General features: G+C 70.4%; 22 protein-coding genes. 13 read left to right on the plus strand and 9 right to left on the minus strand.

Going from position 1 to position 25,355, the window contains the following annotated elements:
* Positions 1-3: 3 nt before the first annotated feature.
* Entirely contained in the window at positions 4-2,757 is a 2,754-nt protein-coding gene (locus tag RAC69_RS11735) for an FtsK/SpoIIIE domain-containing protein (protein ID WP_375086961.1), read from the plus strand.
* Between the two features lie 47 nt (positions 2,758-2,804).
* On the opposite strand, the gene RAC69_RS11740 is transcribed toward RAC69_RS11735, so the two are convergent.
* Positions 2,805-3,800 carry an asparaginase gene (locus RAC69_RS11740; RefSeq protein WP_375086962.1) on the minus strand — a complete coding sequence of 332 codons (996 nt, stop codon included), beginning with the start codon at positions 3,798-3,800 and terminating at the stop codon, positions 2,805-2,807.
* A gap of 121 nt (positions 3,801-3,921) precedes the next feature.
* Here RAC69_RS11740 and RAC69_RS11745 point away from each other — a divergent pair, with 121 nt between their 5' ends.
* Complete coding sequence (locus RAC69_RS11745) at positions 3,922-4,416, plus strand: OsmC family protein (protein ID WP_375086963.1); 495 nt, start codon at positions 3,922-3,924, stop codon at positions 4,414-4,416.
* A 36-nt stretch (positions 4,417-4,452) separates the two neighbouring features.
* Here the strand turns inward: RAC69_RS11745 and RAC69_RS11750 are convergent, their stop codons facing one another.
* Complete coding sequence (locus RAC69_RS11750; RefSeq protein WP_375086964.1) at positions 4,453-5,232, minus strand: lysophospholipid acyltransferase family protein; 780 nt, start codon at positions 5,230-5,232, stop codon at positions 4,453-4,455.
* Positions 5,233-5,356: 124 nt separating this feature from the next.
* Here RAC69_RS11750 and RAC69_RS11755 point away from each other — a divergent pair, with 124 nt between their 5' ends.
* Complete coding sequence (locus RAC69_RS11755; RefSeq protein WP_341934809.1) at positions 5,357-6,340, plus strand: FKBP-type peptidyl-prolyl cis-trans isomerase; 984 nt, start codon at positions 5,357-5,359, stop codon at positions 6,338-6,340.
* Positions 6,341-6,378: 38 nt separating this feature from the next.
* Positions 6,379-7,461, plus strand: coding sequence for a 1-deoxy-D-xylulose-5-phosphate reductoisomerase (gene dxr, locus RAC69_RS11760; protein WP_375086965.1), 1,083 nt, complete (start codon positions 6,379-6,381; stop codon positions 7,459-7,461).
* 21 nt (positions 7,462-7,482) lie between these two features.
* Here dxr and RAC69_RS11765 read toward each other — a convergent pair whose 3' ends face one another.
* The 3 genes from RAC69_RS11765 to RAC69_RS11775 all read right to left on the minus strand — a co-directional run bounded on the left by RAC69_RS11765 (position 7,483) and on the right by RAC69_RS11775 (position 10,611).
* Entirely contained in the window at positions 7,483-9,105 is a 1,623-nt protein-coding gene (locus RAC69_RS11765; RefSeq protein ID WP_375086966.1) for a Mur ligase family protein, read from the minus strand.
* Between the two features lie 107 nt (positions 9,106-9,212).
* A complete protein-coding gene (locus RAC69_RS11770) occupies positions 9,213-9,941 on the minus strand; it encodes a YcnI family protein (RefSeq protein WP_375086967.1) in 729 nt (242 codons plus the stop codon).
* Positions 9,942-10,038: 97 nt separating this feature from the next.
* Positions 10,039-10,611, minus strand: coding sequence for a hypothetical protein (locus RAC69_RS11775; RefSeq protein ID WP_375086968.1), 573 nt, complete (start codon positions 10,609-10,611; stop codon positions 10,039-10,041).
* A 93-nt stretch (positions 10,612-10,704) separates the two neighbouring features.
* Here RAC69_RS11775 and RAC69_RS11780 point away from each other — a divergent pair, with 93 nt between their 5' ends.
* Entirely contained in the window at positions 10,705-12,021 is a 1,317-nt protein-coding gene (locus tag RAC69_RS11780) for an RIP metalloprotease (RefSeq protein ID WP_375086969.1), read from the plus strand.
* Between the two features lie 17 nt (positions 12,022-12,038).
* Here the strand turns inward: RAC69_RS11780 and RAC69_RS11785 are convergent, their stop codons facing one another.
* A complete protein-coding gene (locus RAC69_RS11785; protein ID WP_375086970.1) occupies positions 12,039-13,922 on the minus strand; it encodes a chorismate-binding protein in 1,884 nt (627 codons plus the stop codon).
* A 241-nt stretch (positions 13,923-14,163) separates the two neighbouring features.
* Here RAC69_RS11785 and ispG point away from each other — a divergent pair, with 241 nt between their 5' ends.
* Together ispG and RAC69_RS11795 are read left to right on the plus strand one after the other, a co-directional pair.
* A complete protein-coding gene (gene ispG / locus RAC69_RS11790; RefSeq protein ID WP_251586420.1) occupies positions 14,164-15,294 on the plus strand; it encodes a flavodoxin-dependent (E)-4-hydroxy-3-methylbut-2-enyl-diphosphate synthase in 1,131 nt (376 codons plus the stop codon).
* A complete protein-coding gene (locus tag RAC69_RS11795) occupies positions 15,291-16,163 on the plus strand; it encodes a hypothetical protein (RefSeq protein WP_375086971.1) in 873 nt (290 codons plus the stop codon). Before ispG ends, RAC69_RS11795 begins: the two co-directional genes overlap by 4 nt.
* A 3-nt stretch (positions 16,164-16,166) precedes the next feature.
* Here the strand turns inward: RAC69_RS11795 and RAC69_RS11800 are convergent, their stop codons facing one another.
* Both RAC69_RS11800 and RAC69_RS11805 read right to left on the minus strand, forming a co-directional pair.
* Positions 16,167-16,856 carry a nucleotidyltransferase domain-containing protein gene (locus RAC69_RS11800; protein ID WP_375086972.1) on the minus strand — a complete coding sequence of 230 codons (690 nt, stop codon included), beginning with the start codon at positions 16,854-16,856 and terminating at the stop codon, positions 16,167-16,169.
* Positions 16,857-16,870: 14 nt separating this feature from the next.
* Positions 16,871-18,286, minus strand: a complete 1,416-nt coding sequence (locus RAC69_RS11805; RefSeq protein ID WP_375086973.1) for an RNB domain-containing ribonuclease — start codon at positions 18,284-18,286, stop codon at positions 16,871-16,873.
* Positions 18,287-18,380: 94 nt separating this feature from the next.
* Between RAC69_RS11805 and RAC69_RS11810 the strand changes: the two genes are divergently transcribed.
* Genes RAC69_RS11810 through RAC69_RS11820 form a run of 3 tightly spaced genes read left to right on the plus strand, consistent with a single transcriptional unit; the run spans position 18,381 to position 22,002 of the window.
* The gene (locus tag RAC69_RS11810; protein ID WP_375086974.1) at positions 18,381-19,151 is read left to right on the plus strand and encodes an isocitrate lyase/phosphoenolpyruvate mutase family protein; all 771 of its coding nucleotides are present in this window, start codon (positions 18,381-18,383) and stop codon (positions 19,149-19,151) included.
* Between the two features lie 41 nt (positions 19,152-19,192).
* On the plus strand, positions 19,193-20,950 hold the full coding sequence (locus tag RAC69_RS11815; protein ID WP_375086975.1) for a proline--tRNA ligase: 1,758 nt from the start codon (positions 19,193-19,195) through the stop codon (positions 20,948-20,950).
* Between the two features lie 11 nt (positions 20,951-20,961).
* Entirely contained in the window at positions 20,962-22,002 is a 1,041-nt protein-coding gene (locus RAC69_RS11820) for a TIGR00730 family Rossman fold protein (RefSeq protein ID WP_341934798.1), read from the plus strand.
* Here RAC69_RS11820 and RAC69_RS11825 read toward each other — a convergent pair.
* Entirely contained in the window at positions 21,971-23,326 is a 1,356-nt protein-coding gene (locus RAC69_RS11825; RefSeq protein ID WP_375086976.1) for a flavin monoamine oxidase family protein, read from the minus strand. The genes RAC69_RS11820 and RAC69_RS11825 overlap by 32 nt on opposite strands.
* A 130-nt stretch (positions 23,327-23,456) precedes the next feature.
* On the opposite strand from RAC69_RS11825, the gene nusA reads away from it, so the two are divergent.
* From nusA to RAC69_RS11840, 3 genes are all read left to right on the plus strand, one after another.
* Positions 23,457-24,440 carry a transcription termination factor NusA gene (gene nusA / locus RAC69_RS11830; RefSeq protein WP_341934796.1) on the plus strand — a complete coding sequence of 328 codons (984 nt, stop codon included), beginning with the start codon at positions 23,457-23,459 and terminating at the stop codon, positions 24,438-24,440.
* Between the two features lie 60 nt (positions 24,441-24,500).
* Positions 24,501-24,776, plus strand: a complete 276-nt coding sequence (locus RAC69_RS11835; RefSeq protein ID WP_096714642.1) for a YlxR family protein — start codon at positions 24,501-24,503, stop codon at positions 24,774-24,776.
* Between the two features lie 60 nt (positions 24,777-24,836).
* Positions 24,837-25,355: translation initiation factor IF-2 N-terminal domain-containing protein (locus RAC69_RS11840; RefSeq protein WP_375086977.1), on the plus strand; the 519-nt coding region annotated here is incomplete at its 3' end.

A 25,355-nucleotide genomic window follows, 5' to 3' on the forward strand; every position in this document is an offset into this window, starting at 1 on the left:
GTGATGGACTCACTGCCCATCACGCTTCCCGCGTCGCCGACGCCCCCGCCCCCGCAGCCGATCCCTTTCCTGGCCGCGCTGATCCCCGTCGCGGCCGGTGTCGTGCTGTGGCTCGTGACCGGATCGGTCTACTCCCTCTGCTTCGCGGCCCTGGGCCCGCTCATGATCGGCGCCTCGCTCATCGACGGTCGACGGTCGCGGCGCAAGGCGATCGCGCTGGCCGAGGCGGAATCGGAGGCCGCGTGGGAGCGCGCGGAGACAGAGCTCGCCGCACGGCAGGCCGAGGAGCGCTCAGGGCGGTGGCATCGGGAGCCGGACGTCGCCATGGCACTGCTCACGCCGCCCCTCCGTTCCTCGACGACGGTCGACGCGGGCACCATGATCGTCGTGGGCGCCGGCGCTCGCCCCAGCCCGCTCCGAGCCACGGGCGACGACGGGGAGCGTGCCAGGGAGTTCCGCCGCCGGTGCGCCGTGATCGATCGCGTACCGGTCTCCGTGCCGCTCGGCGGGGGCCTCGCGGTGCGCGGCGATCAGGTCTCCGGTGCCGCCGTGGTCCGTGCGCTCGTGGTGCAGCTCTGCCTGCGATTCGGCACCGCGCAGCTCGCGGTGGTCGGCGACGGCGCCGCCTCGGCGGGTCTCGCGACGTTGCCGCAGGCGACGACGGCGAGGCGCAGCGCCTTCCGCCTCGGGGTCAGTGCGCCGGAGCACGGACGCCCGGACGCGGATGCCGCGGTGTGGATGCTCGCTCCCGACGCACCGGTGCCGGAGGGAGTGGGAGCGATCATCGACCTCGCGGTCGCGGGTACGGCGTCCGTGCGCACGTCGGAGGGCGTCGTCGAGGTGGATCCGGAGTACCTGTCGGCAGAGCAGGCCGCGGCGATCGGCGTCTCGCTCCCGGTCGACGACGCGCCGGACGATGAGGTGCCGCAGTCAGTGCGGTTCGCCGATCTCGTGCAGGGGCGCGGGTCTCACGGCCTCCCGGCGACGGTGGGGCGCGACGGACGCGGCGACGTGGTCGTCGACATCGTCGAGCACGGCCCGCACGCGATCGTCACCGGAACGACCGGGGCGGGCAAGAGCGAGCTCCTTGCCACGTGGGTGACGGCGATCGCCGCGCACCACGGACCGGACGACGTCGTCTTCGTCCTCGCCGACTTCAAGGGAGGTACCGCGTTCGACGCATTGCGCCCGCTGCGTCAGGTTGCCGCAGTGATCACCGATCTCGACGGGGCGGGCGCGGTGCGCGGCGTCACCAGCCTCACTGCCGAGCTCCGTCGACGCGAGGAGGTGCTGGCTCGCGCCGGCGTACGGGACATCCGCGAAGCGGAGATGCCTCGGCTCGTCATCGTGATCGACGAGTTCGCCGCGCTGCTGCAGGAGCATCCCGAACTCGGCGCCGTCTTCACCGATATCGCCGCTCGGGGCCGCGCTCTGGGGATGCACCTCATCCTGGGCACCCAGCGCGCCACGGGGGTCGTCCGCGACGCGCTGGCGGCGAACTGCCCGCTGCGGGTGTGCCTGCGCGTCGGCGACGCGGCCGACAGCCGAGCCGTGATCGGAACCGATGACGCGGCCCGCATCACGGGAGGGCCCGAATCGCGCGGGCTCGCCTTCGTGCGGCGACCGAGCGACGATACCCCGGCCGCTCTGCGCATCGCGCTGACGTCGCGGGAGGACATCGCGCACGCGGCGGGCGTGTGGCGGACCGCGCCGGCTCCCGTCAGCCCGTGGCTCCCTGAGCTTCCGGCGATGCTCCCGCTGGCCGATATCGACGCGGATGCAGAGGCGGGTGCGATCGTGCTGGGCCGTGCGGACGACCCTGCGAACCAGCGTCAGCCCCTGGAACTGCTGCGCCCCGGAGAGGAGCGGGGGATCGCCGTCGTCGGGCAGAGCGGCTCGGGGCGGACGACAGCGCTGCGCACACTCGCCCGGCAACGGGAGGACGCGTTCCGGATACCCGCCGATCCCGAGTCGGCGTGGGACGCCGTGATCGGCCTGGTCGAGCATCCGTCTCCGCGTCCGTCGTTGATCCTCTGCGACGACATCGATGCGCTGCTCGGTGCACTGCCGTCCGAGTACGCGGTCGCGTTCGTCCAGGCCTGGGAGCGCCTGCTCCGCGGTGAGGCCGCAGCGACCGTCGTGATGAGCGCCGCACGATGGGGAGGCCCGGCGACCCGCCTCCTGGAACTGCTGCCGCGCCGCGCGGTGCTCCCGCTGCCGAGTCGCGCCGAGCACGCGGCGGCGGGCGGCGATCCGTCGACATTCGTGCGCGATGCTCCTCCCGGGCGCGCTCGTATCGACGGTCGAGAGGTGCAGCTGGCCTGGACCCCCGAACAGGCCGTCCCTGCGCCGTCGCGACGCGCGGCGCGGGGCGCGCGCGCTTGGGCGCCGTCCCGGTCGCTGACCGCGATCGTCACCGGCGGCGCGGCATCGGTCATCGACGCCCTCCAGCGGGCGCACCCCGCCTGGACGGTCACGAGAGCCGACGACAGTCCTTCCATCACGACACCCGGGGTCGAGTCCGTTCCGCGGATCCTGGTCGACGAACCAGACGTCTGGCAGCGTCAGCGGATGCTCTGGCAACGGGTGCGCGAGGACGGAGAAGTGCTCGTGCGGGCGGAGAACGCGCCCGAGCTGCGCCATCTCGTCGGTGTGCGTGACCTGCCGCCCTACGCTCGGCTCCATGCCGGGCGCGTGTGGTCGGTCATCGGGGCCGAGCGACCGAGGCGGTTCGTTCTCGATGGTCTCGTCTCGTGACAGCGCTGCGGGTGGACGTGACCGGAGTGCTGGGGCTGGCTCTGCTGTCAGAGCCCGGCGGCCACGCGGATCGCGCCCACCTCGACGCCGCCACCGAGGACGCCCAACGACAGTGCGGCGGTGAGTCTGGTCAGATCCTCGTCCGTCAGGGCGCCGGCTCGCTGCAGCAGCGTGGCTGCCACGAGAGTCGATGCGCGCGCCGACCCGTCGAGCATCTTCACAGCGACCGTGGTGTTGTCCGGCGCGACCATCACCATGACGCCCTCCGCGCCGCCCTTCGTGAAGACGCCGAGCGTCTCGATCGCGATCGTGTCCGGTCGTCCCGGACCCTCGATCGTCCAGGGGTGCTCACGCACCGCGCGCACGAGCGATCCCGCGACGCGGTGCAGCGCGAACGGGGAGCGATCCGAGGCGCTCCCGATGCGGTGGATGGCGCGAGCCAGGCCCGTGAGGGTGAGCGCGTGCACCGGCGCACCGCATCCGTCGATCGAGGTGTGCGCGATCTTCTCGCCCGTGAGACGTTCGACCACCTCGCGGATGTGCATCTGCAGCGGGTGCGACGGGTCGAGGTACCCCTTCGTGGGCCACCCCGTGGCGACGCAGGCCCGCAGCATGGCCGCGTGCTTGCCCGAACAGTTCATGCGGATGCGCGCCTGCTGGTCGTGCTCGCGCACCATCGCATCATGCGTGGCCGTGTCCGTCGGCCAGGCGACGGGGCATTCCAGGTCGTCCTCGGTGAGACCGCCCTCGGTGAGGATGTCTCGCACCACTGCCGCATGACGGTCTGTGCCGACGTGGCTCGCCGTCGACAGGGCGAGCTGCTCGCCCTCGAGGACGGCGCCCGCCGTGATGCATGCGACGGCCTGCAGCGGCTTGAGGCTCGATCGGGGGAGGATCAGCGCGTCCGCGTCGCCGTACCGGGCGACGACCTCGCCGTCGGGGGAGAGCACGACCGCCGCCCCCGCATGGCGGGACTCGACGAATCCACTGCGCTCGACGACGGCTAGTTCCACGGAATCCTGAACGGTGAGAGTCTCGGGCACCAGTCAAGGATATCGTCGCCGCATCGCCGGTCCCGTCACCCGATCGCCCGTGCCATCACCCGATCGCCCGCCCCGTCACCCGGCGGAGCCCGGTGTCCGCGGCTCCTGGCAGACTGAGGCCATGGCAGAACGATCCGCGGCTCTCGGCGAGCACCGCTACGCACTCACCTCCACCTGGACCGGGAACACGGGGACAGGGACCAGCGGCTATCGCGACTACCGACGCGACGTCACGCTCGAGGTCGCGGGCAAGCCGGACATCCTCGCGTCCTCGGACAAGCCGTTCCGGGGCGACACGTCGCGATGGAATCCCGAGGATCTCCTGCTCGCCTCGCTGTCCGAGTGCCATCTGCTGTCCTACCTGCACGCGTGCGTCACTGCGGGAGTCGTCGTCGTGTCGTATCGCGATACGGCATCGGGCCTGATGCGGGAGAACGGCGCGGGAGGCGGTGCATTCGTCGAGGTGATGCTGCGCCCCGAGGTGGTCGTGGCCGATGCGTCGATGATCGAAGCAGCCGAGCGGGCGCACGCTCAGGCCAGGGAGTGGTGCTTCATCGCGAACTCGATGAACTTCCCCGTCCGGCACGAGGCCGTCGTCACCGCCGCAGCATCCTGAGACGCACCGATGGTGTGCTGACCGCGGGCGCCGACGTCAGCGACGCTCGTGGGGGAGCACCTGCTTGATCTTCTCGATCGTGTTCTGGGCCGGAGCCTCGTTGTAGGCACCGGCGAGTTCCTGACCGGAGAGCGCGTGGATCGCGGCCATGATCTCGTCGGTCGCGAGGCGACGAGCCCGGCCGCTGGAGGCGGGACCGTGCGGCGAGAGGTCGAGCGGAGCGCCGAAGCGCACGGTGATCCGCTCCTTGAGAGTGGGCAGCTTGGCGCCGACGGGCATGACCTTGTCCGTGCCGATCAACCCGACGGGGACGACGGGAGCGCCGGTCTGCAGGGCGAGGAACGCGACGCCCGTCCGTCCCTTGTACAGGCGGCCGTCCGTCGAGCGGGTGCCCTCGGGGTACAGCGCGACGGCGAGGCCGTCGTCGAGCAGCTGGCGCTGCAGATCGAGTGCGTCGAGGGCGGCCTGTCCGGCGCCGCGTCGGACGGGGATCGCGCCGATCGACTCGAAGAAGGTCTTGCTGAGCCACCCCTTCAGGCCCGTCCCCTCGAAGTAGCTGGACTTCGCGAGGAAGTGCACGGGGCGCGGTGCGGCGACGGGGATCGCGATCGAGTCGATGAACGACAGATGGTTGCTCGCGAAGATGACGGCACCCGTGCGCGGCACGTTCTCGCGGCCCTCGATGCGAGGACGGTAGACGACGCGGGCGAGGGGACTGATCAGGCTGCGTCCGAGAGCGTAGGTCAAGCCCGCGCGGCGGGGTTGCTCCGACTCCGCGGGCGAGGAATCGGGCTCGACGGACTGCTCTGACGTCATCAGAGCAGGTTACCTCCGGATCCATGCCCCGGTGGGAATGAAGCCTGCGACGCGCGCCTCCCAGCGCGGACAAAGGGCCATGGGGCATGATGAGGTGTCCCGCCCGCGATCTCGAGGTCTCACTGTGCGCAAGCGTCCGCTCATCGTCCTGTCCACCGTCGCCGCGGCGACCCTGCTCCTCGCAGGCTGCGCCGGCAACGCGGAGCCCGACTCCACCGCGGACCCGACGTCCGCACCTGACAGCTCGTGTCTCGCAGACCTCGCCTCCGGCGCAGGCTCCGATGCGATCACGGTCGAAGGGTCGGGCGCCGACGCGAAGGTCACCGTGCCCTCCGGCACGGATTTCACGAAAGCCGAGCGGACGGTCATCTCCGAGGGCGACGGCGATGAGGTGCACCCCGGCGACCTCGTGTCGCTGCGGTACCAGCTCGTCGACGCCACGACAAACGAGGTGCTCAGCACCTCCGAGCGCGGCCCCGACGGCGTCCTCGGCGCTCTTCTGGCCGTGCAGCAGCCGCAGCAGATGGTCGACCCCACGCAGTCGACCGTCTTCACGGTCGCAGCGGAGTGCTTGCCTGTCGGGTCGAGCGTGGTGCTGACCCTGCCTGCGACTCAGCAGGGCGGAAACCCGAGCGTCCTCTACGTCGAGACGATCGACGAGCTCCCGACCGTGGCGTCCGGCGCCGACCAGGAGCCCACCGAGGGCTTCCCGACCGTCGAGCTCGACGATTCCGGTGCACCCAGCATCACGATCCCCGACGGCGATGCGCCGACCGAGACGGAGGTCGCCGTGCTGAAGAAGGGCGACGGTGCTGTCGTCGCCGAGGGCGACCTCGTCACCGTCCAGTACCGCGGCGTGAAGTGGTCGGACGGCAGCGAGTTCGACTCCAGCTGGAGCCGTGACGCGGAGCCTGCCCAGTTCCCGACGACCGGCGTCGTGACGGGCTTCAAAATGGCTCTGGAGGGCCAGACGGTCGGTTCCCAGGTCGTCGTGGCCATGCCTCCGAAGGACGGCTACGGCGCGTCCGAGGGCAACGCGCTGCAGAACGAGACTCTCGTCTTCGTCGTCGACATCCTCGCGACGACCCCGCTCGAGCAGGCTCCGTAACCCCGGGGCAGGCCGAAGAGGTGCCATAGGCTGGCTCCATGCGTCGTATCATCGTCCTCGGCTCCACCGGCTCCATCGGCACGCAGGCGCTCGACGTCATCCGAGCCAATCCGCGACGCTTCGAGCTGGTCGGTCTGGCCGCGGGGTCGAACGCCGAGTTGATGGCCGAGCAGGCGGCGAGTTTCCAGGTCGAGGACACGGCTCTCGGAGCTGTGGAGGCCGAGCAGCTCGTACGCGACGTCGAGGCAGACGTGGTCCTCAACGCGATCACGGGCTCGATCGGACTCGGCTCCACCCTCGCGGCGCTCGAAGCCGGGCGCACGTTGGCTCTCGCGAACAAGGAGTCGCTGATCGTGGGCGGGGAACTCGTGCTCGCCGCCGCCGAGCGCGACCAGATCGTCCCGGTCGACTCCGAGCATTCCGCGATCGCGCAGGCACTTCGCAGCGGTACGCACGACGAGGTGCGGCGACTCGTCGTCACGGCATCCGGCGGTCCCTTCCGCGGACGCTCGCGCGCCGAGATGACGGAGGTCACGCCGCAAGAGGCCCTGGCGCACCCCACGTGGGACATGGGCCGGATGGTGACGACGAACTCCGCCACGCTCGTGAACAAGGGCCTCGAGGTCATCGAGGCGCATCTCCTCTTCGACGTCGCGTACGACGACATCGAGGTCGTCGTGCACCCGCAGTCGATCGTGCACTCCATGGTCGAGTTCGTCGACGGGTCGACCATCGCCCAGGCGTCGCCGCCCGACATGCGGCTGCCGATCTCGCTGGGTCTCGACTGGCCGAATCGGGTCGGCGGCGTCGGCCGACCTCTCGACTGGACGAAGGCAGCGTCCTGGACCTTCGAGCCCCTCGACGACGCCGCCTTCCCCTCGGTCGATCTGGCGAAGGCGGTGGGTCGCGCCGGCGCGACCTTCCCCGCCGTCTACAACGCGGCGAACGAGCAGGCGGTCACGGCGTTCCACGAGGGACGATCGACGTTCCTGGGCATCGTCGACACGATCGCCCGCGTCGTCGACGCTCACGAGCCGCCGTCGTCGCTCACCGTCGAGTCGCTGGCCGAGGCGGAGTCTTGGGCGCGCCGCACCGCCGACGCGCTGATCGCCCGCGCCTGACCGTCCGGCCTCCCCGCGAGGTCAGTCCTCAACGGGGTACGGCACCGGCCACGCGGAATCCGGCACGGGCCAGCCGGCGGCCTTGAGGGCGCGCCGTGCGAGCTCACGGGCGGAGTACGGGGTTCGGACCCCGCGGATGTCGCGGTAGTCCTGGTGCCCCGGTCCTGCCCAGAGGATCGCGTCGCCCTCGCCGACCATCGCCACGGCGGCTTCGATCGCGCGCTCGGGCGGCGAGTACTCGTGGATCTCGGCATCCGGTCGTGCCGCACGCGCTCCTGCGACGAGGGTCGCCCGGATGGAGTCGGGGTCCTCGAAACGCGGATGGTGATCGGTCACGACGAGGATGTCGCTGCCTTCGACGGCGGTGCGGGCCATGTCGTAGCGCTTGCTCGCGTCGCGGTCGCCGTCGGCGCCGAACAGCATCAGCACCGTGCCCGGAGTGACACGTCGCACGGCGGCGAGCGTCTTCTCGAACGCGTCAGGCGAGTGTCCGAAGTCGACGAACACGGCTGGACCGCGTTCGCCGGAGACGAGCTGGGTGCGTCCGGGAAGATGCGCCCGGATGCCTCCGTCGCGATCGAGAGCGGCGATGATGCGATCCCAGGCGTATCCGCCCTCGAACAGCATCACGATCGCCAGGGCGGCGTTCGCCGCCATGTGCGGACCGATGACCGGCACCGTCGTCGTGAGGGTGCCCGCCGGGCCCGTCATCGTGAACGTCGTGCCGGAGGCGCGCTCATCGTCGACGGAGACGACCCAGTCGGCGCGGGCCGACGAGGAGGGGTCCGCGGCGATCGCCGGGGTTCCGACCGTGACGACGGGGATCTCCGCACGCTCGACGACCGTGGCTCCCGACGGGGAGTCGACGCAGACGACCCCGCGCACAGCCCGGTCGGGACGGAAGAGCGGCAGCTTCGCCTCGAAGTACTCCTCCATGTCGGCGTAGTCGTCGAGGTGGTCGTGGCTGAGATTGGTGAACCCGGCGACGTCGAAGCGGATGCCGTCGACGCGATGCCGCGACAGCGCCTGGGCGCTGACCTCGACGGCGACAGCCTCGACGTCGCGTTCGCGCATGAGCGCCAGGAGAGCGTGCATCTCGGATGCCTCGGGCGTGGTGAGGCGCGACACGATGACCTCGCCGGCGATGTGCCGCTCAGCGGTCGACGACAGGCCCGTGACCACACCGAGCTGGTCGAGGATGCCTTCGAGCAGGTGGGAGACGCTCGTCTTGCCGTTGGTGCCCGTGGTGCCGAAGAGGAGGGGCAGTGGGTCGCCGGCGCCGGTGCCGTAGACCCAGGCGCTGAGATCGCCGAGGATGCCGCGCGGGTCCGAGACCACGAGCACGGGCAGACCGGCGGATGCCGAGATCTCGGCGCCGGCCGCGTCGGTGATGATCGCGACAGCGCCCTTCTCGGCAGCGGTCTCGGCGAACTCGGCGCCGTGACGGTTCACACCTCGGATCGCGACGAAGGCTTCGCCGGCGCGGAGGTCGGCGGTGGCCAGGGTGATCCCGGTCAGCGTCACGCCGTCGGTGTCGCCGTGCACCTCCTCGGCGAAACGAGAGGCGAGTTCGGACAGCTCGCGCCGGGGCGGGTTCGCGGGGCGGAGCACGGGAGGCAGGCTCGGTTGTTGTTCAATCGACATGTCGCGTCCATGATCTCACGGCTCGCACGCCGAGCCCGGGTGCGGCGCGGTGGCCGACGTCGCGGTGCGACCCCTCCGGACGCATCCGGAGGGATCGCATCGGACGATCAGGCCTTGCGGCGGTATGCCATCACCGACACGACGAGGGCGGCGAGCCCCGCCACGAGTCCGGCAGATCCGAGCACGACGGGGGTCGGGTCGGCTGCGGCGTCGTCGTCGGAATCCGTCTCGGCGTTCTCTGCGCCGGTCGCCGTGCCGTGCTCGGCGTGATCGCCGCTCGCCGCCCCCACGTGCACAACAGGTGCAGGCGCGTCCAGGCTGTGCGGGTCCTCGCCGTCCTCCGCGAGCTGCGTCCACTCCGTGCTGCCCGTCTCGCAGGTCTGCACCACAGGGAAGGCGAGCGTCTCCGGGGTGTCCTCGTCGAGGCCGATCCCCATGCTCACGGCTCCGCGGAGACCGTTCGGCACGGGCGTGACCGCCGTGTACGTGACGGCGCTCACGAGGCCGTCGTCTCCGCGTTCGACGTCGATGGACCAGTCGCTGTCGACGGTCGGAGCGACCGAGGCGAGCCCGTCGGGCATCGTGATCCGCAGTGACGTCGTGGGCGACTCCTCGCAGCCGTGGGAGAACGCGAAAGTGAGCACGCCGTGGTCTCCCGCGGCCAGCTCGTCGGGACTGACGGTGACGTGCGCGCTCGCCATGGCGGGCACGGCGATCGCGAGAAGCGCCCCGGTGACGGCACCGGCGGCGAGCGCGCGCCGTGGCAACCGGCGACGGGGCACGGATGAACGACCGGCGGACGAACGGTTGGCGGAGGTGAAGAGGGATGAACGCATGGTGGTACTCCTGATTGCTCGAATGCGGGGCGCGATGGATGCGCGCCGACCCGCGGAAGAAGACGCCTCGGCGCGAGCGAGACGAAGGGAGGGGAGGTCAGGCGTTCAGCGGTGGGCCACGGCGGGAGAGGGGCCGCAGTACGGCATCGGCGAGAACGAACCGCGCGGTCACGATCGGACGCGCGGGCGAGCGGTGGGCTGCCGGGGCCGACATCGCGGCGAGCCGAAGACGCGCGAGCATCCACGACGCCACACGGCGCACGACGGCCTCACCGCGCCAGAGCAAAGCGGTGGTGAGCGCCGCCGCGACCACGTGCGCGGCGATCATCAGTGCATCGGGTGCACCGACCGCGGCGACAGGACCCAGCGACGCGAGATCCAGATGGTGTGCATGGCCCAGCACGGCCGCGTCGGCGGTCGGTGCACCGAGCGCCTGGAAGACGGAATGGAACACCACCTGGCTCACGACGACCGTCGCGGTGAGTCGCGTCAGCGAGGGACGGATGCCGACCACCAGCGCCGCGGCGGGCACGAGCAACGCGGCGACGGCGAGGATGAGTAGCGGATGCGGTGCCGCACCGCCGGCCACCGTGTGCGAGACGGCCGCCAGGAGCGTGGCGACCGAGGTCGCGGAGGCAGCGCGCAGGAGTCGGAGCTGCCGGGTGGTCACGCAACAACCCTAACCGGATACCGTGCCTGCGCCCTCGGCACGGTCAGGAGGTATGTGGGCGGATTCCTAGGCGGGCGGCAGTAGCGTGGGGGAGTGGAAGCACTGCTCTATCTGGCCGGCATCGTGTTCATGCTGATCGGCCTCGGGCTGTCGATCGGCCTGCACGAGATCGGACACCTCGTTCCGGCGAAGCTGTTCGGCGTGCGCGTGGGCCAGTACATGATCGGCTTCGGCCCCCGTCTGTGGTCCAAGCGGATCGGCGAGACGGAGTACGGCTTCAAGCTGCTCCCGCTCGGCGGGTTCATCTCGATGTCCGGCATGTATCCGGCATCCAGCACCGCCGGCCCCGCCAAGGGCGTCTTCCGCGCACTGGTGCAGGACGCCCGCTCTGCCAACGACGAGACCATCGCCGAGGGAGCCGAGGACCGCGTCTTCTACCGGCTGCCGGTGTGGAAGCGCGTGATCGTCATGCTCGGCGGTCCGCTCATGAACCTCCTGCTCGCGGTCGTCATCTTCACGGTCCTCGTCGCCGGCATCGGCGTGCAGCAGGGCACGACGACCATCGCGTCGGTCAACCAGTGCGTCCTGCCCGCGGGATCCACCGCGACCGAGTGCGCGCCCGGTGACCCGGCGACCCCGGCCGCCGAGGCGGGCGTCAAGCCGGGCGATGTGCTCGTCTCGATCGACGGCCGAGCCGTCTCGACGTTCGCTGAGGCGACCGCGATCGTGCAGGGCGCTCCCGGGGAGACCCTCGAGCTCGTCGTGCGCCGCGACGGTGCGGACAAGACGCTCAGCATCACACCCGTCGAGGCGGAGCGCACACTGACCGACGCCAGCGGTCAGCCCCTGCTCGACGGCGACGGGCAGCCCGTGATCAAGGAGGTCGGCTACGTCGGAATGGCCGCCCAGATGGGGTTCGTGCAGCAGCCGCTCATCGCCGGCCCCGAGATGGCCGGCGACACGGTCGCGCGCGTCGGTTCGCTGATCCTCACCCTTCCGGTGCGGCTGTGGGACGTGGGCGTCTCGCTCGTGACCGGTGGCGAACGCGACCCCAACGGCCCGCTGAGCGTGGTCGGCGTCGGGCGGCTGGCCGGAGAGGTGGCTGCGACGGACGCACCGATCCTGAACCGCTTCTCGGTGCTGCTCGGCCTGCTGGGCTCGCTGAACGTCGCCCTGTTCGTCTTCAACCTGATCCCGCTGCTCCCGCTCGACGGCGGTCACATCGTGGTCGCGCTGTGGGACGGCATCCGTCGGGCCTGGGCCCGCCTCTTCCGCCGACCCCCGCCCGCCCCCGTGGACGCGACACGGCTCGTGCCGCTCACGGTGGTCGTCGCGACACTCCTGATCGCCATGGGCGCGCTGCTGCTCGTGGCCGACCTCTTCAACCCGGTCAAGCTGCTCGGCGGCTGAGCGCAGACGCGCCGTCGTCAGGCGACGGCGTGCTCGACCAGGCGGTGCAGCGTGCGGATACCGTCACGCGACAGGATCGACTCGAGGTGCCCCTGCACCGACGCGAAGCCGTCGCCGCGCAGCGCGTAGACGTCGCCGCTCTGCGGATCGGCCGAGACCTCGGCACCCGCTACGGAGGTCGTCGCGGGCTGCACGCGCGCCGTGAAGGTGTTGTAGAACCCGATCGACGCATCCTCTCCGAACACGGGGACGGACTTCTGCAACCCCTGGTGCGGTGCAGCCAGCGGGGCGAGGTCGATGCCCAGGCGATCGGCGAGGATCTGGTGGCTCAGGCACACCGCCAGCAGCGGACGGTGCGCGTCGAGGCGGCGCGCGACCACCTCGCGCATCCGGCCGATACGCGGGCTGTCGCCGTCGCGGGGGTCGCCCGGTCCCGGGCCGGCGACGACGAGGTCGGCGGCGTCGACGGCAGCATCGTCGACAGAGCTCCACGGCGCGATCGACACGTCGAGCCCGAGGTGCCGGAGCTGGTGCGCGAGCATGGTCGTGAAGCGGTCCTCGGCGTCGACGACCAGGGCGTTGCGTCCGCTGAACGGACCGGTGAAGTCCTCGCCCTGCGGGTTCATCCAGAAGTCCGCGAGCCGCGCGTTGCGAGACGACAGCAGGGCGGCGATCGTCGGATCGTCGGCGAGTGCGCGTCTCTCGCCCGGCTCGTCCGCATCCTCGCGTGCCTCGGCGGCCGCGTCGCGATCGATCGCCCCGATCGCGCCGAGCACGCCCGCGGCCTTCCCGTGCGTCTCCGAGACCTCGCCGTGCGGGTCGGAGTGCCGCACGAGGGTCGCGCCGACCGGCACGCTCAGCGCTCCGTCCTGCACGTACACGGTGCGGATGAGGATGGGGGCGTCGAGGTCGTGACCGCCGTCGCCGTTCGGGGTGAAGAGAGCTGCGACCCCCGAGTAGTATCCGCGTGGTTTCACCTCGTGGCGACGGATCACGGCGCAGGCGTTCTGCATCGGCGAACCGGTCACCGTCGGCGCGAACATCGTCTCGCGCAGGATGTCGCGGGGGTCGAGGCGGCTGCGCCCCCGCAGCATGTACTCGGTGTGCGTGAGCCGCGACATCTCCTTGAGGTGCGGGCCGGTGATGCGTCCGCCGTCAGAACAGACGGCGCTCATCATCTTGAGCTCCTCGTCCACCACCATGAACAGCTCCTCCGTCTCCTTCGTCGAGGAGAGGAAGTCGGTGAGCGTCTCACGGGTGGCGCCACCTGCGGGGTGGCGGAACGTGCCCGAGATCGGGTTCATGGTGACCACGCCCTCCCGCGCGACCACGTGCGCCTCGGGGCTGGCGCCGACCGCGATGCGGCCGGGTGTCACGACGGCGAACGTCCAGTACGCGCCGCGCTCGTGGGCGAGGAGGGCGCGGAACCATGTGAGCGCAGCGGTGCGATCGTCGACGTCGATCTCGGCGGTGTAGTCACGGCGGATGACGAAGTTGGCGCCCTCGCCGCGGCCGATCTCCTCGGCGATCACGGTCTTCACGATCTCGGCATAGTGTTCGTCGCTGATGTCGAAGCCGCCGTCGCGCAGCGGCACGGCCGCACTCGGCAGGGCCGACAGCACCTCGGCCGTGGGCAGGTGCACGTGCTCGTCGACGACGATGCACCGCAGCGGGGCTCCGTCGTCCTGCGCCACGAAGCCGCGCTCCCGCACCTGTCGGTAGGGGACGAGGGCGAAGATCTCGCGGGGGGTGCCGTCGATCGTGAGCGGGATGTCGGCCAGCAGGTCGACGTCGACGACCTGGCCGGTGAGCAGCTCGACGGTGTCAGCACCGTCGCGCGCGATCAGCACGAACGACGCCTCCGGGTCGGCGGTGAGCTCGGCGAGGCGGGTGAGGGTCATCGGGGTCTCCTGTGCGTGGCTCCGGCTCGGCTCAACGAAAAGACCGCCCCGGAGGCGGTCTGGATTCGTGGGAACGCGAACACACCGCCTAGGAGGCGGGCCACCAGGTGACGTTCGCGAGCATAGGGGCGAAACTACCACACCGGTGCGACCGTGCCGGGCTGGATGACGCCCGTGCGGCATCCAGCCCCCGTGCATCCAGGCGGCGTAGGCTGGAAGCGTGCCAGCAGTCAATCTCGGGATGCCGAAGGTCCCTGAAGTCCTCGCCCCTCGTCGCAAGTCGCGCCAGATCAAGGTGGGCAAGGTGCTCGTCGGCGGCGACGCCCCGGTGAGCGTCCAGTCGATGACCACCACGAAGACCACGGACATCAACGGAACTCTGCAGCAGATCGCCGAGCTCACGGCATCCGGTTGCGAGATCGTGCGTGTGGCCGTGCCGTCTCAGGACGACGCCGACGTGCTGCACATCATCGCGAAGAAGAGTCAGATCCCGGTCATCGCCGACATCCACTTCCAGCCGAAGTACGTCTTCCAGGCCATCGACGCCGGATGCGCCGCCGTGCGCGTCAACCCCGGCAACATCCGGAAGTTCGACGACCAGGTCGGCGAGATCGCCAAGGCCGCGAAGGATGCCGGTGTCTCGCTGCGCATCGGCGTCAACGCCGGATCGCTCGACCGGCGTCTGCTCGAGAAGTACGGCAAGGCCACCCCCGAAGCGCTCGTCGAGAGCGCCGTCTGGGAGGCATCGCTGTTCGAGGAGCACGACTTCCACGACTTCAAGATCTCCGTGAAGCACAACGACCCGATCGTCATGGTGAAGGCCTACCGCCAGCTCGCCGAACGGGGCGACTGGCCGCTCCACCTCGGTGTCACCGAGGCGGGGCCCGCGTTCCAGGGCACGATCAAGAGCGCCACGGCCTTCGGTATCCTGCTGGGCGAGGGCATCGGAGACACCATCCGCGTCTCCCTGTCTGCGCCGCCCGCGGAAGAGGTCAAGGTGGGTCACCAGATCCTGCAGTCGCTGAATCTGCGGGAGCGCAAGCTCGAGATCGTGTCGTGCCCGTCGTGCGGCCGTGCCCAGGTCGACGTCTACACGCTCGCGGAAGACGTGACCGAGGGACTCAAGGACATGACCGTGCCGCTGCGCGTCGCCGTGATGGGCTGCGTCGTCAACGGGCCTGGTGAGGCGCGAGAGGCCGACCTCGGCGTCGCCTCCGGCAACGGCAAGGGACAGATCTTCGTCAAGGGCGAGGTCATCAAGACCGTGCCGGAGGCCGACATCGTCGCGACGCTCATCGAGGAGGCGAACCGCATCGCCGCCGAGATGGGTCCCGAGGCACCGCTCGGCACCGCGCAGGTCGTGACCGCGTGACAGCGGCCGTCCCCGCCACGCGAGTCGCATTCGCGGGCGGTGCGGTCGAGGGAGCCGGAACGGTTCTGCGCATCGAAGCCTCCTCCGCTGGCGCTGTGGTGATCGTCGACGAGACGCCGTTCCACCCGGTCGACCACACGTGGCCCGATCAGCCGGGCGACAGCGGCGAGATCAGGTTCGACGGCCGAGCCGTGCGTGTCACCGAAGCGGTGATGGCCGCGGTCTCCGACGAGGGTGTGTTCGCCCTCGGTACCGATATCCCGGTCAAGCGCGGCGTGGAGGGCTGGACGTGGCTTGTCGCACACCCCATCGAGGGTGATGTCCCTGACTGGCTCGTCGAAGGAGCGCGCGTCGAGCTCGTGGTCGACGAGGCGCGCCGCGCGGGGCTGAGCCGTGGTCACACGGCCTGCCACCTCGCGTCTCTCGCGCTCGACGTCGCGCTCGCAGACCTCTGGCGGAAAGATCCGGGGGAGGATGCTCTCGGCAGCCCGGATTTCGAAGGCAGAGCAAATCAGACGAGTCGCATCCGCGAAGACGGAGCCGTCGACGAGTACCGCCTCGGCAAGAGCCTGCGTCGCGCAGGTTTCGACACCGAGACCTTTGCCGCGACCATCGCAGAGCGGGAAGACGCGATCAACGTTCGCCTCGCCGAGTGGGTCGCGTCGGGAGCCGTGAGCCGCGTCGTCCCCGACGGACCGACGATCGTCGACCGGCGCACCTGGCATTGCGAGCTCCCCGAGGGGACCGCCGACATCCTCTGCGGAGGCACGCACGCGGGGTCTCTCGACGAGTTCGCGCAGATCACCGTGTCGCTCGACCTCGCCGACCCGCAGCAGCTCGTGATGACGACCACGGTCATCGCCGCCTGAGTCTCAGCGCACGAACCCGTCCTGCACGCGGCCACCCGCTCGCGCCAGCTCCGCTTCGACGCGGGCGGCGAAGAGGTCGAAGTCGCCGGCGAGCAAGGGGGCGCTGAGGAGCTCGGCGCGGACATCGTCGAGCGCCCGGAGTCGTCGGGGCAGCCATTTGCCGGTCGCGATCCATCGTCCGGCCGCGAGCAGCATGAGTTCGGCCGTCCGCTCGAAGAGAAGCGATGCCTCGACCCGCTGTTCCAGGGGGTCCTGAGCGTCGCGGAGGTCGTCGAGCACATCGGTGATGACGTAGCGGCGGAACCGCGACTCGGCATCGGTCAGCGTCGGTCCGGCCTCGATGAGCGGAGCCCAGTGCGCGCGCAGCTCCTCGAGAAGACGATCTCGCCGGATCGGCGTCCCTTCCAGCAACATGTGCACGATGACGGGGCGATGCTGCGCCATCCCTCGTCCGGCCCATTCGGCGAAACCGTCGCCGGTGTAGGCGAAGACCTCGAAGATCTCCCCGTCGACGACGTGCGTCGATGCCTGGCTCGTGGCATCGCCCGGGAAGAGATCGTCGCCGAGAAGGAGGAGATCGATGTCGCTCGTCGTCGTCCGCTCGCCGCGAGCGGTGCTGCCCGCCACGATCGCTGTCGTCGCTCGTGGGAAGCGCTCGGCGACGAAGCGCTCTGCTGCGGCGAGGCGGTCCATCCGCCGAGCGTACGTCAGAGCGCGAACTCGACGGAGCCGGTCGCGATGTCGGCGCTGATCACGCGGAGCCGGACGACGGCGCCGGCCACCGTGCCGGGCGGGATCGGTGAGGATGCGGTGACGGCCGGAGCGGCGATCTGCACCGTGCCGCGCTCGCCCCGGGCCTCCACCACCGTCGCGCCGATCGTCGAGCCGACGAGCGGTGTCAGCAGCGCCGCTTCGACGCAGTTGACCGTCTGGGAGTCGAGCTTCGACGCACGCTGCCCTGACTCCTGCATGAGGTCCGGGATCCCGGCCAACGACTCCCGCACCCATTCCGGGACCTCCGATCCCTCGGAGACGGCCAGACAGATGGCGAGCGACCAGCGGTCGACCAGCCGCCGAAGCGGAGCGGTGGCGTGCGCGTAGGGGGCGGCGATCGCGGCCTGCTCGGTCTCGGCCGGTACGGCTCCGTCGAACGTCACGTAGCCTGCGCCCCGGAACAGCGTCGCCGCCGCCTGGAGGACGGGCAGCGTGAGCGGATCGGCGCGATCCAGGTCGCGCAGATAGTCGCCGTAGCGCCCCGTCATCCACGGTCGTCCGAGTGCCTCCGTCTGCCGGCGAAAGGTCGCGAACGCCTGCTCGTCGGGCTGCGGCATCGTGCGCAGGATGCCGATCTTCGCGTCGAGCATGAGGGATGCCGCGGCCATGCCCGTCATGAGGGAGAGCTGCGCGTTCCACTCCTCGACGGGGAGCGGATGACGCCGTTCGATGGCGTAGCCGCCGTCGGGTGTGCGCACGACCTCCTCGTCGGGGAGGTTGAGGCTGGCACCCCCGCGAAGTCGCTCCTGCTCGATGCGCAGACCGCCGATCTCGGGCAGGAGCTCGGCGGGCCCGCCATCGCCGCGGTCGATCGCTGCCTGAGTCGTGGGGTAGTCGAGCTGGACGTGCGAGCGGATGAGCGCGCGCTCCAGTCGGAACCCCTCGACGAGTCCCTCCGAGTCGAGGTCGAAGGTCCAGACGAGTGCGGGACGATCCAGGTCGGGCAGGAGCGACGCGCGATCCTCGCTGAGCACCCGCGGGTGCAGCGGTATCGACCCGTCCGCGGCGTACAGGGTCTGACCTCGGCGGCGTGCCTCTGCGTCGACTGCGCCGCCCGGCTTCACGAACCCCGGGACGTCGGCGATCGCGTACCGCACCCCGTAGCCGGAGCCTCGACGCTCGAGATGGAAGGCCTGATCGAGGTCGCGAGATCCCTCGGGATCGAGCGTCGCGAAGGGGATGTCGCGCAGATCGAGTGCCGGCGTCGGCGCGGTCGCCGCTTCCGCCTCGGCGATGACCTCCTCGGGGAACTCCACTGGCGCGTCGAGGGATTCCCGCAGGGCCGCCAGCGCCGAAGCGAGTTCGGTCTGCGCGGCGGAGGGGGCGACATGAGAGCGGCGCTGAGGCATGACCCCACCCTAGGCGGAGGCGAGGACATGTGATCCGCGGCATGACGTGCGTCGTATCGGCCCCCGCGGACGCGTGGCGCGTTAGCGTGGGGACATGACCACTGCTGACAAGGCCAAGACCCTCATCGGACTCTACGAAGCCCCCGAGATCCTCCGCGTCGTGAACGTGTGGGACGTCGTCTCCGCGCGCGCCGTCGCCGCCCTGCCCGAGACCACGGCGATCGCGACGGCCGGCCACGGCGTCGCCGCCTCCTTCGGCTATGAAGACGGCACCACTCCGCGCGAGGTGATGATCGACATGGTCGGGCGCATCGCCGCATCCGTCTCCGTTCCCGTCACGGCCGACCTCGACGACGGCTACGAGGATGCGGGGGAGACCACCCGCCTCGCGATCCAGGCCGGCGTCGTCGGCGCGAACGTCGAGGACCGCCTCAAGCCGTTCGACGAGTCCGTCGCGGTCGTCGAGTCCATCGTCAAGGCGGCGGAGGCCGAGGGCGTGCCGTTCGCGCTCAACGCCCGCACCGACGCCTTCGTGCGCGCAGGCCACCGTCCCGTCGCCGAGAGCGTCGCCGACGCCATCCAGCGCGGGAAGGCATTCCTGGACGCGGGTGCCACCGCTGTCTTCGTTCCCGGAATGCTCGACGCGGCCGTCACGCGCCAGCTCGTGGAGGGCATCGGGGAGGGCAAGGTCAGCGTGATCGGGCTGCCCGGCGCGCTCGCCGCATCCGAGTACGAGAAGCTCGGCGTCACGCGCATCTCGTACGGCCCCCTCCCGCAGCGCGTCGCGCTGACTGCGGTGCAGGAACTCGCAGCGAGCCTCTACGCGGGCGGCGTCATCCCGCAGGGACTGCCCGCGCTCAACTGACCTCGTGAGGACGGGTGGCCACCGGTCACTAGACTTGGCCCGTGGTCACTCGTCTCTCGAACTTCTTCCTCCGTACGCTCCGCGAAGACCCTGCCGGTGCAGAGGTCGCGAGCCACAAGCTCCTGATCCGCGCCGGGTACATCCGCCCGCAGGCGGCCGGGATCTTCGCCTGGCTGCCGCTCGGCCTCCGGGTGAAGGCTCGGATCGAGAAGGTCGTCCGCGAGGAGATGGCCGCTGCCGGTGCGCAGGAGGTCCACTTCCCGGCGCTCATGCCGCGGGAGGCGTACGAGGCGACCGGTCGCTGGGAGGAGTACGGCGACCTGCTCTTCCGCCTCCAGGACCGCAAGGGCGGCGACTACCTGCTCGCGCCGACGCACGAAGAGGCCTTCACGTTGCTGGTGAAGGACCTGTACTCGTCGTACAAGGACCTGCCCCTCACGATCTACCAGATCCAGGACAAGTACCGCGATGAGGCCCGGCCCCGCGCCGGGCTGCTGCGCGGACGCGAGTTCACGATGAAGGACGCCTACTCCTTCGACTCCTCGGATGCCGGGCTGGACGCCAGCTACCAGGCCCAGCGCGACGCCTACGAGCGCATCTTCCAGCGCCTCGGTCTCGAGTATGCGATCGTGCAGGCGGATGCCGGAGCCATGGGCGGTTCGCGCAGCGAGGAGTTCCTGCACCCGACGCCGGTCGGCGAGGACACGTTCGTGCGCAGTGCCGGTGGCTACGCCGCCAACGTCGAGGCGTTCACGACGCCCGTCCCCGCAGCCGTCCCGTTCGACGCCGACGCGGCTCCCGTGGTCTTCGATTCGCCCGACACGCCGACCATCGAGACCCTCGTGGCGCACGCGAACGCCCATCTCGACGGCGAGTACACCGCGGCGGACACGCTCAAGAACGTCGTGCTCGCGCTCACCCACCTCGACGGCACCCGCGAGCTCGTCGTCGTCGGCATCCCCGGCGACCGCGAGGTCGACGAGAAGCGCGCCGAGGTGGCGTTCGCCCCGGCCGAGGTCGAGACGGCGACGGCGGACGACTTCGAGAACAACCCGCTGCTCGTCAAGGGATACATCGGGCCCTGGTCTGAGACCGGCGCCGTGCTGGGTGAGGAATCGGCCACGGGCATCCGCTACCTCGTCGACCCGCGCGTGAGCGAGGGCACGAGCTGGATCACCGGCGCGAACATCGATCAGAAGCACGCGCACTCGGTGGTCGCCGGGCGCGACTTCGAGGCCGACGGCATCGTCGAGATCGCGAACGTGCGCGCCGGCGACCCCGCGCCCGACGGCTCGGGCCCCGTCGAGCTCGCGCGGGGCATGGAGATCGGTCACGTCTTCCAGCTCGGTCGCAAGTACGCCGAGGCGCTGGGCCTCAAGGTGCTCGACGAGAACGGCAAGCTCGTCACGGTCACCATGGGGTCGTACGGCATCGGCGTCACCCGCATCCTCGCGATCATCGCCGAGCTGAACAACGACGACAAGGGCCTCATCTGGCCTGCATCCGTCGCCCCGTTCGACGTGCAGGTCGTCGCGGCGGGCCGGGACCAGGTCGCGTTCGACGTCGCCGCCGACATCGCGGGCCAGCTCGAGTCCGCGGGCCTCGACGTGCTCTACGACGACCGCCCCAAGGTCTCGCCCGGAGTGAAGTTCGGCGACGCGGAGCTCGTCGGCGTCCCCAGGATCGTCATCGTGGGGCGCGGCGCCGCCGACGGGCAGGTCGAACTCTGGGACCGCCGCACGGGCGACCGCGACACGGTCTCGATCGCGGAGGCGGTGAGCAGCCTCACGACACGGTGAGAGCCGATGCCATGACCGACGGACAGCTGCCGGACGCGCTGAGCGCCGAGATCAACGCCGTGCTCGACGAGGCGGGCGTGCTGACCGACCGTCGGCTCGTGATGCGCATGATGCGCACGGCGATCCAGCTCGGCGAGGACGACACGGAGCGGCTCGATCTCAAGATCGCCTCGGCGGCGCTCGCGGAGATGCGCGACGCGTTCCGGCTGTTCGCGCCGTACCGGGGAGTTCCGAAGGTGACGGTGTTCGGATCCGCGCGCACGCTGCAGGACGATCCGCTCTATCTCCAGGCCCGAGACGTCGCCGCCTCGCTCGCGTCCGACGGGTGGATGGTGGTCACCGGGGCGGGGCCGGGCATCATGCAGGCAGCCGCGGAGGGAGCGGGTCCCGCGCTCTCCCTCGGCGTCTCGATCCGCCTGCCGTTCGAGGAGAAGGCGAACAGCCTCGTCGCGGGCAGCGATCACGTGGTCGCGATGAAGTACTTCTTCACCCGCAAGCTCATGCTCATCAAGGAGTCGAGCGGGTTCATCTGCCTCCCCGGCGGCTTCGGCACCCTCGACGAGATGTTCGAGCTGCTCACTCTGCAGCAGACGGGCAAGGCAGAGCCCACCCCGATCGTGCTTCTCGACGAGCAGGGCGGAGACTTCTGGAGCGGGCTCCAGAAGTTCGTCGACGAGCACCTCGCACCGACGGGGGTCATCTCTCCCGGCGACTTCGACCGGGTGGTGGTCACCGACTCCGTCGACGCGGCGGTCAGGGAGATCGCCGGTTTCTGGCGGAACTACGACTCGCTGCGGTGGGTCGGCGACACGCTGATCCTCCGGCTGAGGGCCGAGCCGACGGATGCCGAGATCGACGACCTCAACGAGCGCTTCTCGGGGATGCTGACGAGCGGGCGGATCGAACGGACCTCGCCGCGGTCGCCGGAGGTGACCGACGACGACGTGCTCGAGCTGCCGCGCCTCGCACTGCACCTCGATCAGCGCCAGGTCGGCAACCTGTTCCGGCTGATCGGAGCGATCAACTCGCTGCAGACCGCTCCCGCTGTCTGATCCGCTCCGCGAAGACGGAGAGGTCGACCGGCGTTCCGAGGATCCGCTCCGCCGCCCGGTGCCCTGAGTAGAACGCCGCACCGACCGTCGCCGGCTCGTCGCCCCAGGTCGCCTCACCGGCGAAGTGCAGCACGCCGTCCACGGGGCCTGCGAGCTGATCGTGGTCATGGTGAGTCGATCCGACGGCGAGATGCGAGTACGAGCCGACCGAGTAGGCGTCCTGACCCCACCGGGTGATCCACTGCGCGGTGGGCTCCGCGGCGTCCGGGTACAGGCGTCGCAGGGCGCCGAGGGCGTCGGCCGCGATCTCGTCGTCGGAGAGCTGCTGCATCCGTCTGCCGAAGGGGCCAGCCGCGAACGTGAGCAGCGTCGGGATGCCGCTCACCGCGGAGACGTCGTACCAGGAGTGCCAGTGCTCTCCGGCTTCGCCCAGCGCGCGCAGCACGTAGCTGTCCGCTCCCCAGAACCTCGCGGGGAACTGCAGGAAGATCTTGTTGAAGACGCCCATGCCGAGGCGGTCGACCGGTCCGGCGATCTCATCGGGCAGGGGAGGGGTGAACGCGATCGAGTCCGCCTTGAGCACTCCGAGGGGGACGGTGACGACGGCCGTGCGGGCGCCGTGCTGCTCGCCGTCGGCGGTCGTCACCACGACCCCGTCGGCCGTGCGGGAGACCTCTGTCACGGTCGAGCCGAGCCGCACGTCGAGACCGGCGGCGATGCGGCGGGGGAGTTCGTCGTACCCGCGGGGGAAGATGACCTCGTCTCCGTCGATCGCGTCCTCGTCGAGACCGTGCGCGTCGAGGTCGCCGATCCAGGCGCCGCACTGCTCCTCGACGCGATGGCGGAAGAACTCGCGCACCTCGTCGATGCGCTGAGGGGAGAGTCCCGAGCGATCGAGTGCGCGCTCCGTGACATCGAGGTAGGTGTCGCCGGATGCCGAGGAGGCGATCTCCTCGGCCAGCAGGCGATCGGCCAGCTCGACGTCGTCGACCCACTGCGCCGAGGCCGCGGCATCCATCGGAGTCCCGTCGTCGGCGAAGTTCTCGATCGGCCGCCCGCCGACCTGGAAGCTCCCCACGGTGTACTCGATGGTGGGGATGTCGAGCGCTCGGACCAGGTCCCAGAGGGGCGAGTCGTCGATCCCGTGAACCCAGGAGGCGCCGAGGTCGACGGGGAACCCTGCCGTGCGGTCGGTGTTCATGCGACCGCCGATCCGGTCGCGTCCCTCGAGCACCAGCACACTGCGCCCGGCGTCGACGAGCATGCGCGCCGCCGTCACGCCGGACATCCCGGCCCCGATCACGATGGTGTCGTACGTGCTCACTGATCCTCCTGCGCATCGTGCACCGCGCCGGCGCGGTCGCCGCCGTGGCATGGGGCGGTGGGGTCAGGGTATCGTGGTACGGATGTCGCGCGTGCGAACCGGCGCGACGAGAGCTGAATAGGGAGTCGTCATGGATATCGAACTGAGCCTGCTGCGTGGGATCGAGAAGGAGAAGGCGATCCCCTTCGACGAACTCGTCGCGATCATCGAACAGGCCATCCTGACCGCCTACGCCAAGCATGTCTCCGCTGACGGGGCGACGCCCGAGGGCGTGCGGGTCGAACTCGACCGCCGCACGGGCCACGTCGCCGTGCTGCAGGTCGTCAAGGACGACGAGGGCGCGGTCATCGGCGAGGAGGAGGCCACGCCGGACGACTTCGGCCGCATCGCCGCCTTCGCCGCCAAGCAGGTCATCAGCCAGCGCCTCCGTGACATCGCCGACGACGCCGTGCTCGGCGAGTTCCGAGGCAAGGAGGGCGACATCGTCGCCGGCGTGATCCAGCAGGGGCCGAACCCCCGCATGATCCACGTCGACCTTGGCTCGGTCGAGGCCATCCTTCCGCCCGAGGAGCAGGTGCCCGGCGAGGAGTACACCCACGGCTCGCGTCTGCGCGTGTACGTCACGAGCGTCGCGAAGGGGCTCAAGGGACCGCAGATCACCGTCTCGCGCACCCACCCCGGTCTCGTGCGCAAGCTGTTCGCACTCGAGGTGCCCGAGATCGCCGCAGGTCTGGTCGAGATCGTCTCGCTCGCCCGCGAGGCCGGCCACCGCACGAAGATCGCGGTCAAGGCGAACGACCCGTCCATCAACGCGAAGGGCGCGTGCATCGGCGAGCTGGGACGGCGTGTCCGTGCCGTGACCGAGGAGCTGGCGGGGGAGAAGATCGACATCGTCGACTACAACCCGGAGCTTGCCGCCTTCGTGGCGAACGCGCTGTCGCCCGCCAAGGTGACGAGCTCGTTCATCCTCGACGCCGGCACGAAGGCCGTCCGCGCGCTCGTCCCGGACTACCAGCTGTCGCTCGCGATCGGCAAGGAGGGGCAGAACGCCCGCCTGGCTGCCAAGCTCACCGGCGCGAAGATCGACATCCAGCCGGACAGCGTCCTGGATTGACCCCGGCCGCACGCCCGACTCGCGCCTGCGGCGCGATGAGGGCGGGAACACAGGTGTAAGATGGAACCCGTACGAACGTGCGTCGGTTGCCGCACGCGTGCTCCCCGCTCCGCCCTTCTCAGGGTGGTGTCCCAGAACGACACACTCGTCATCGATGAGCGTGCTGTGCTGCCGGGGCGAGGCGCGTGGGTGCATCCGACGCAGGAATGCATGGATGCCGCACTGCGGCGACGTGCTTTCGGACGAGCACTGCGCGTGTCCGGCCACCTGGACACGCAGACCATCGAGAAACAAAGGCTGAACAGCTATGGAAACAAAGTGAACGGCTCGAAATGAGACCCGTCCGCGACTAGTGGTCTGCCCTGTCTGGGCAGACCGACCCCAGACAGGAGAATTGTGGCTGGTAAACCACGCGTACATGAGATCGCCGCTGAATTCGGCGTCGACAGCAAGATCGCACTTGCGAAGCTCAAGGAACTCGGAGAGTTCGTCAAGAGCCCCTCTTCGACCATCGAACCGCCGGTGGCGCGCAAGCTGCGCGCGGCGATCGAGGCCGACCCCTCGCTGAAGCCCTCGGCCGAGGCAGCGCCCGCCGCCAAGCCGGCGGCCAAGCCGGCTGCAGTGAAGTCCGCTGCGCCGACCCCCGGCCCGAAGCCCGGTCCCAAGCCGGCTCCGGCCCCCGAAGCGCCTGCTGCCGCCGCACCTGCGGCTCCGGCCGACGCTCCTGCGGCGACACCTGCCCCGGCTGCGAAGCCCGGCCCCGCCGCACCGAAGCCGTCCGACGGAGCGCCCAAGCCGGGCGCACCCCGCCCCGGCAACAACCCGTTCTCGTCCGCGCAGGGCATGGGACAGCGTCCCACCGGTCCTCGCCCGGGCAACAACCCCTTCGCCTCGGCGCAGGGCATGGGCCAGCGT

It is taken from the genome of Microbacterium sp. LS_15 (assembly GCF_041954735.1).
Classification (GTDB): domain Bacteria; phylum Actinomycetota; class Actinomycetes; order Actinomycetales; family Microbacteriaceae; genus Microbacterium.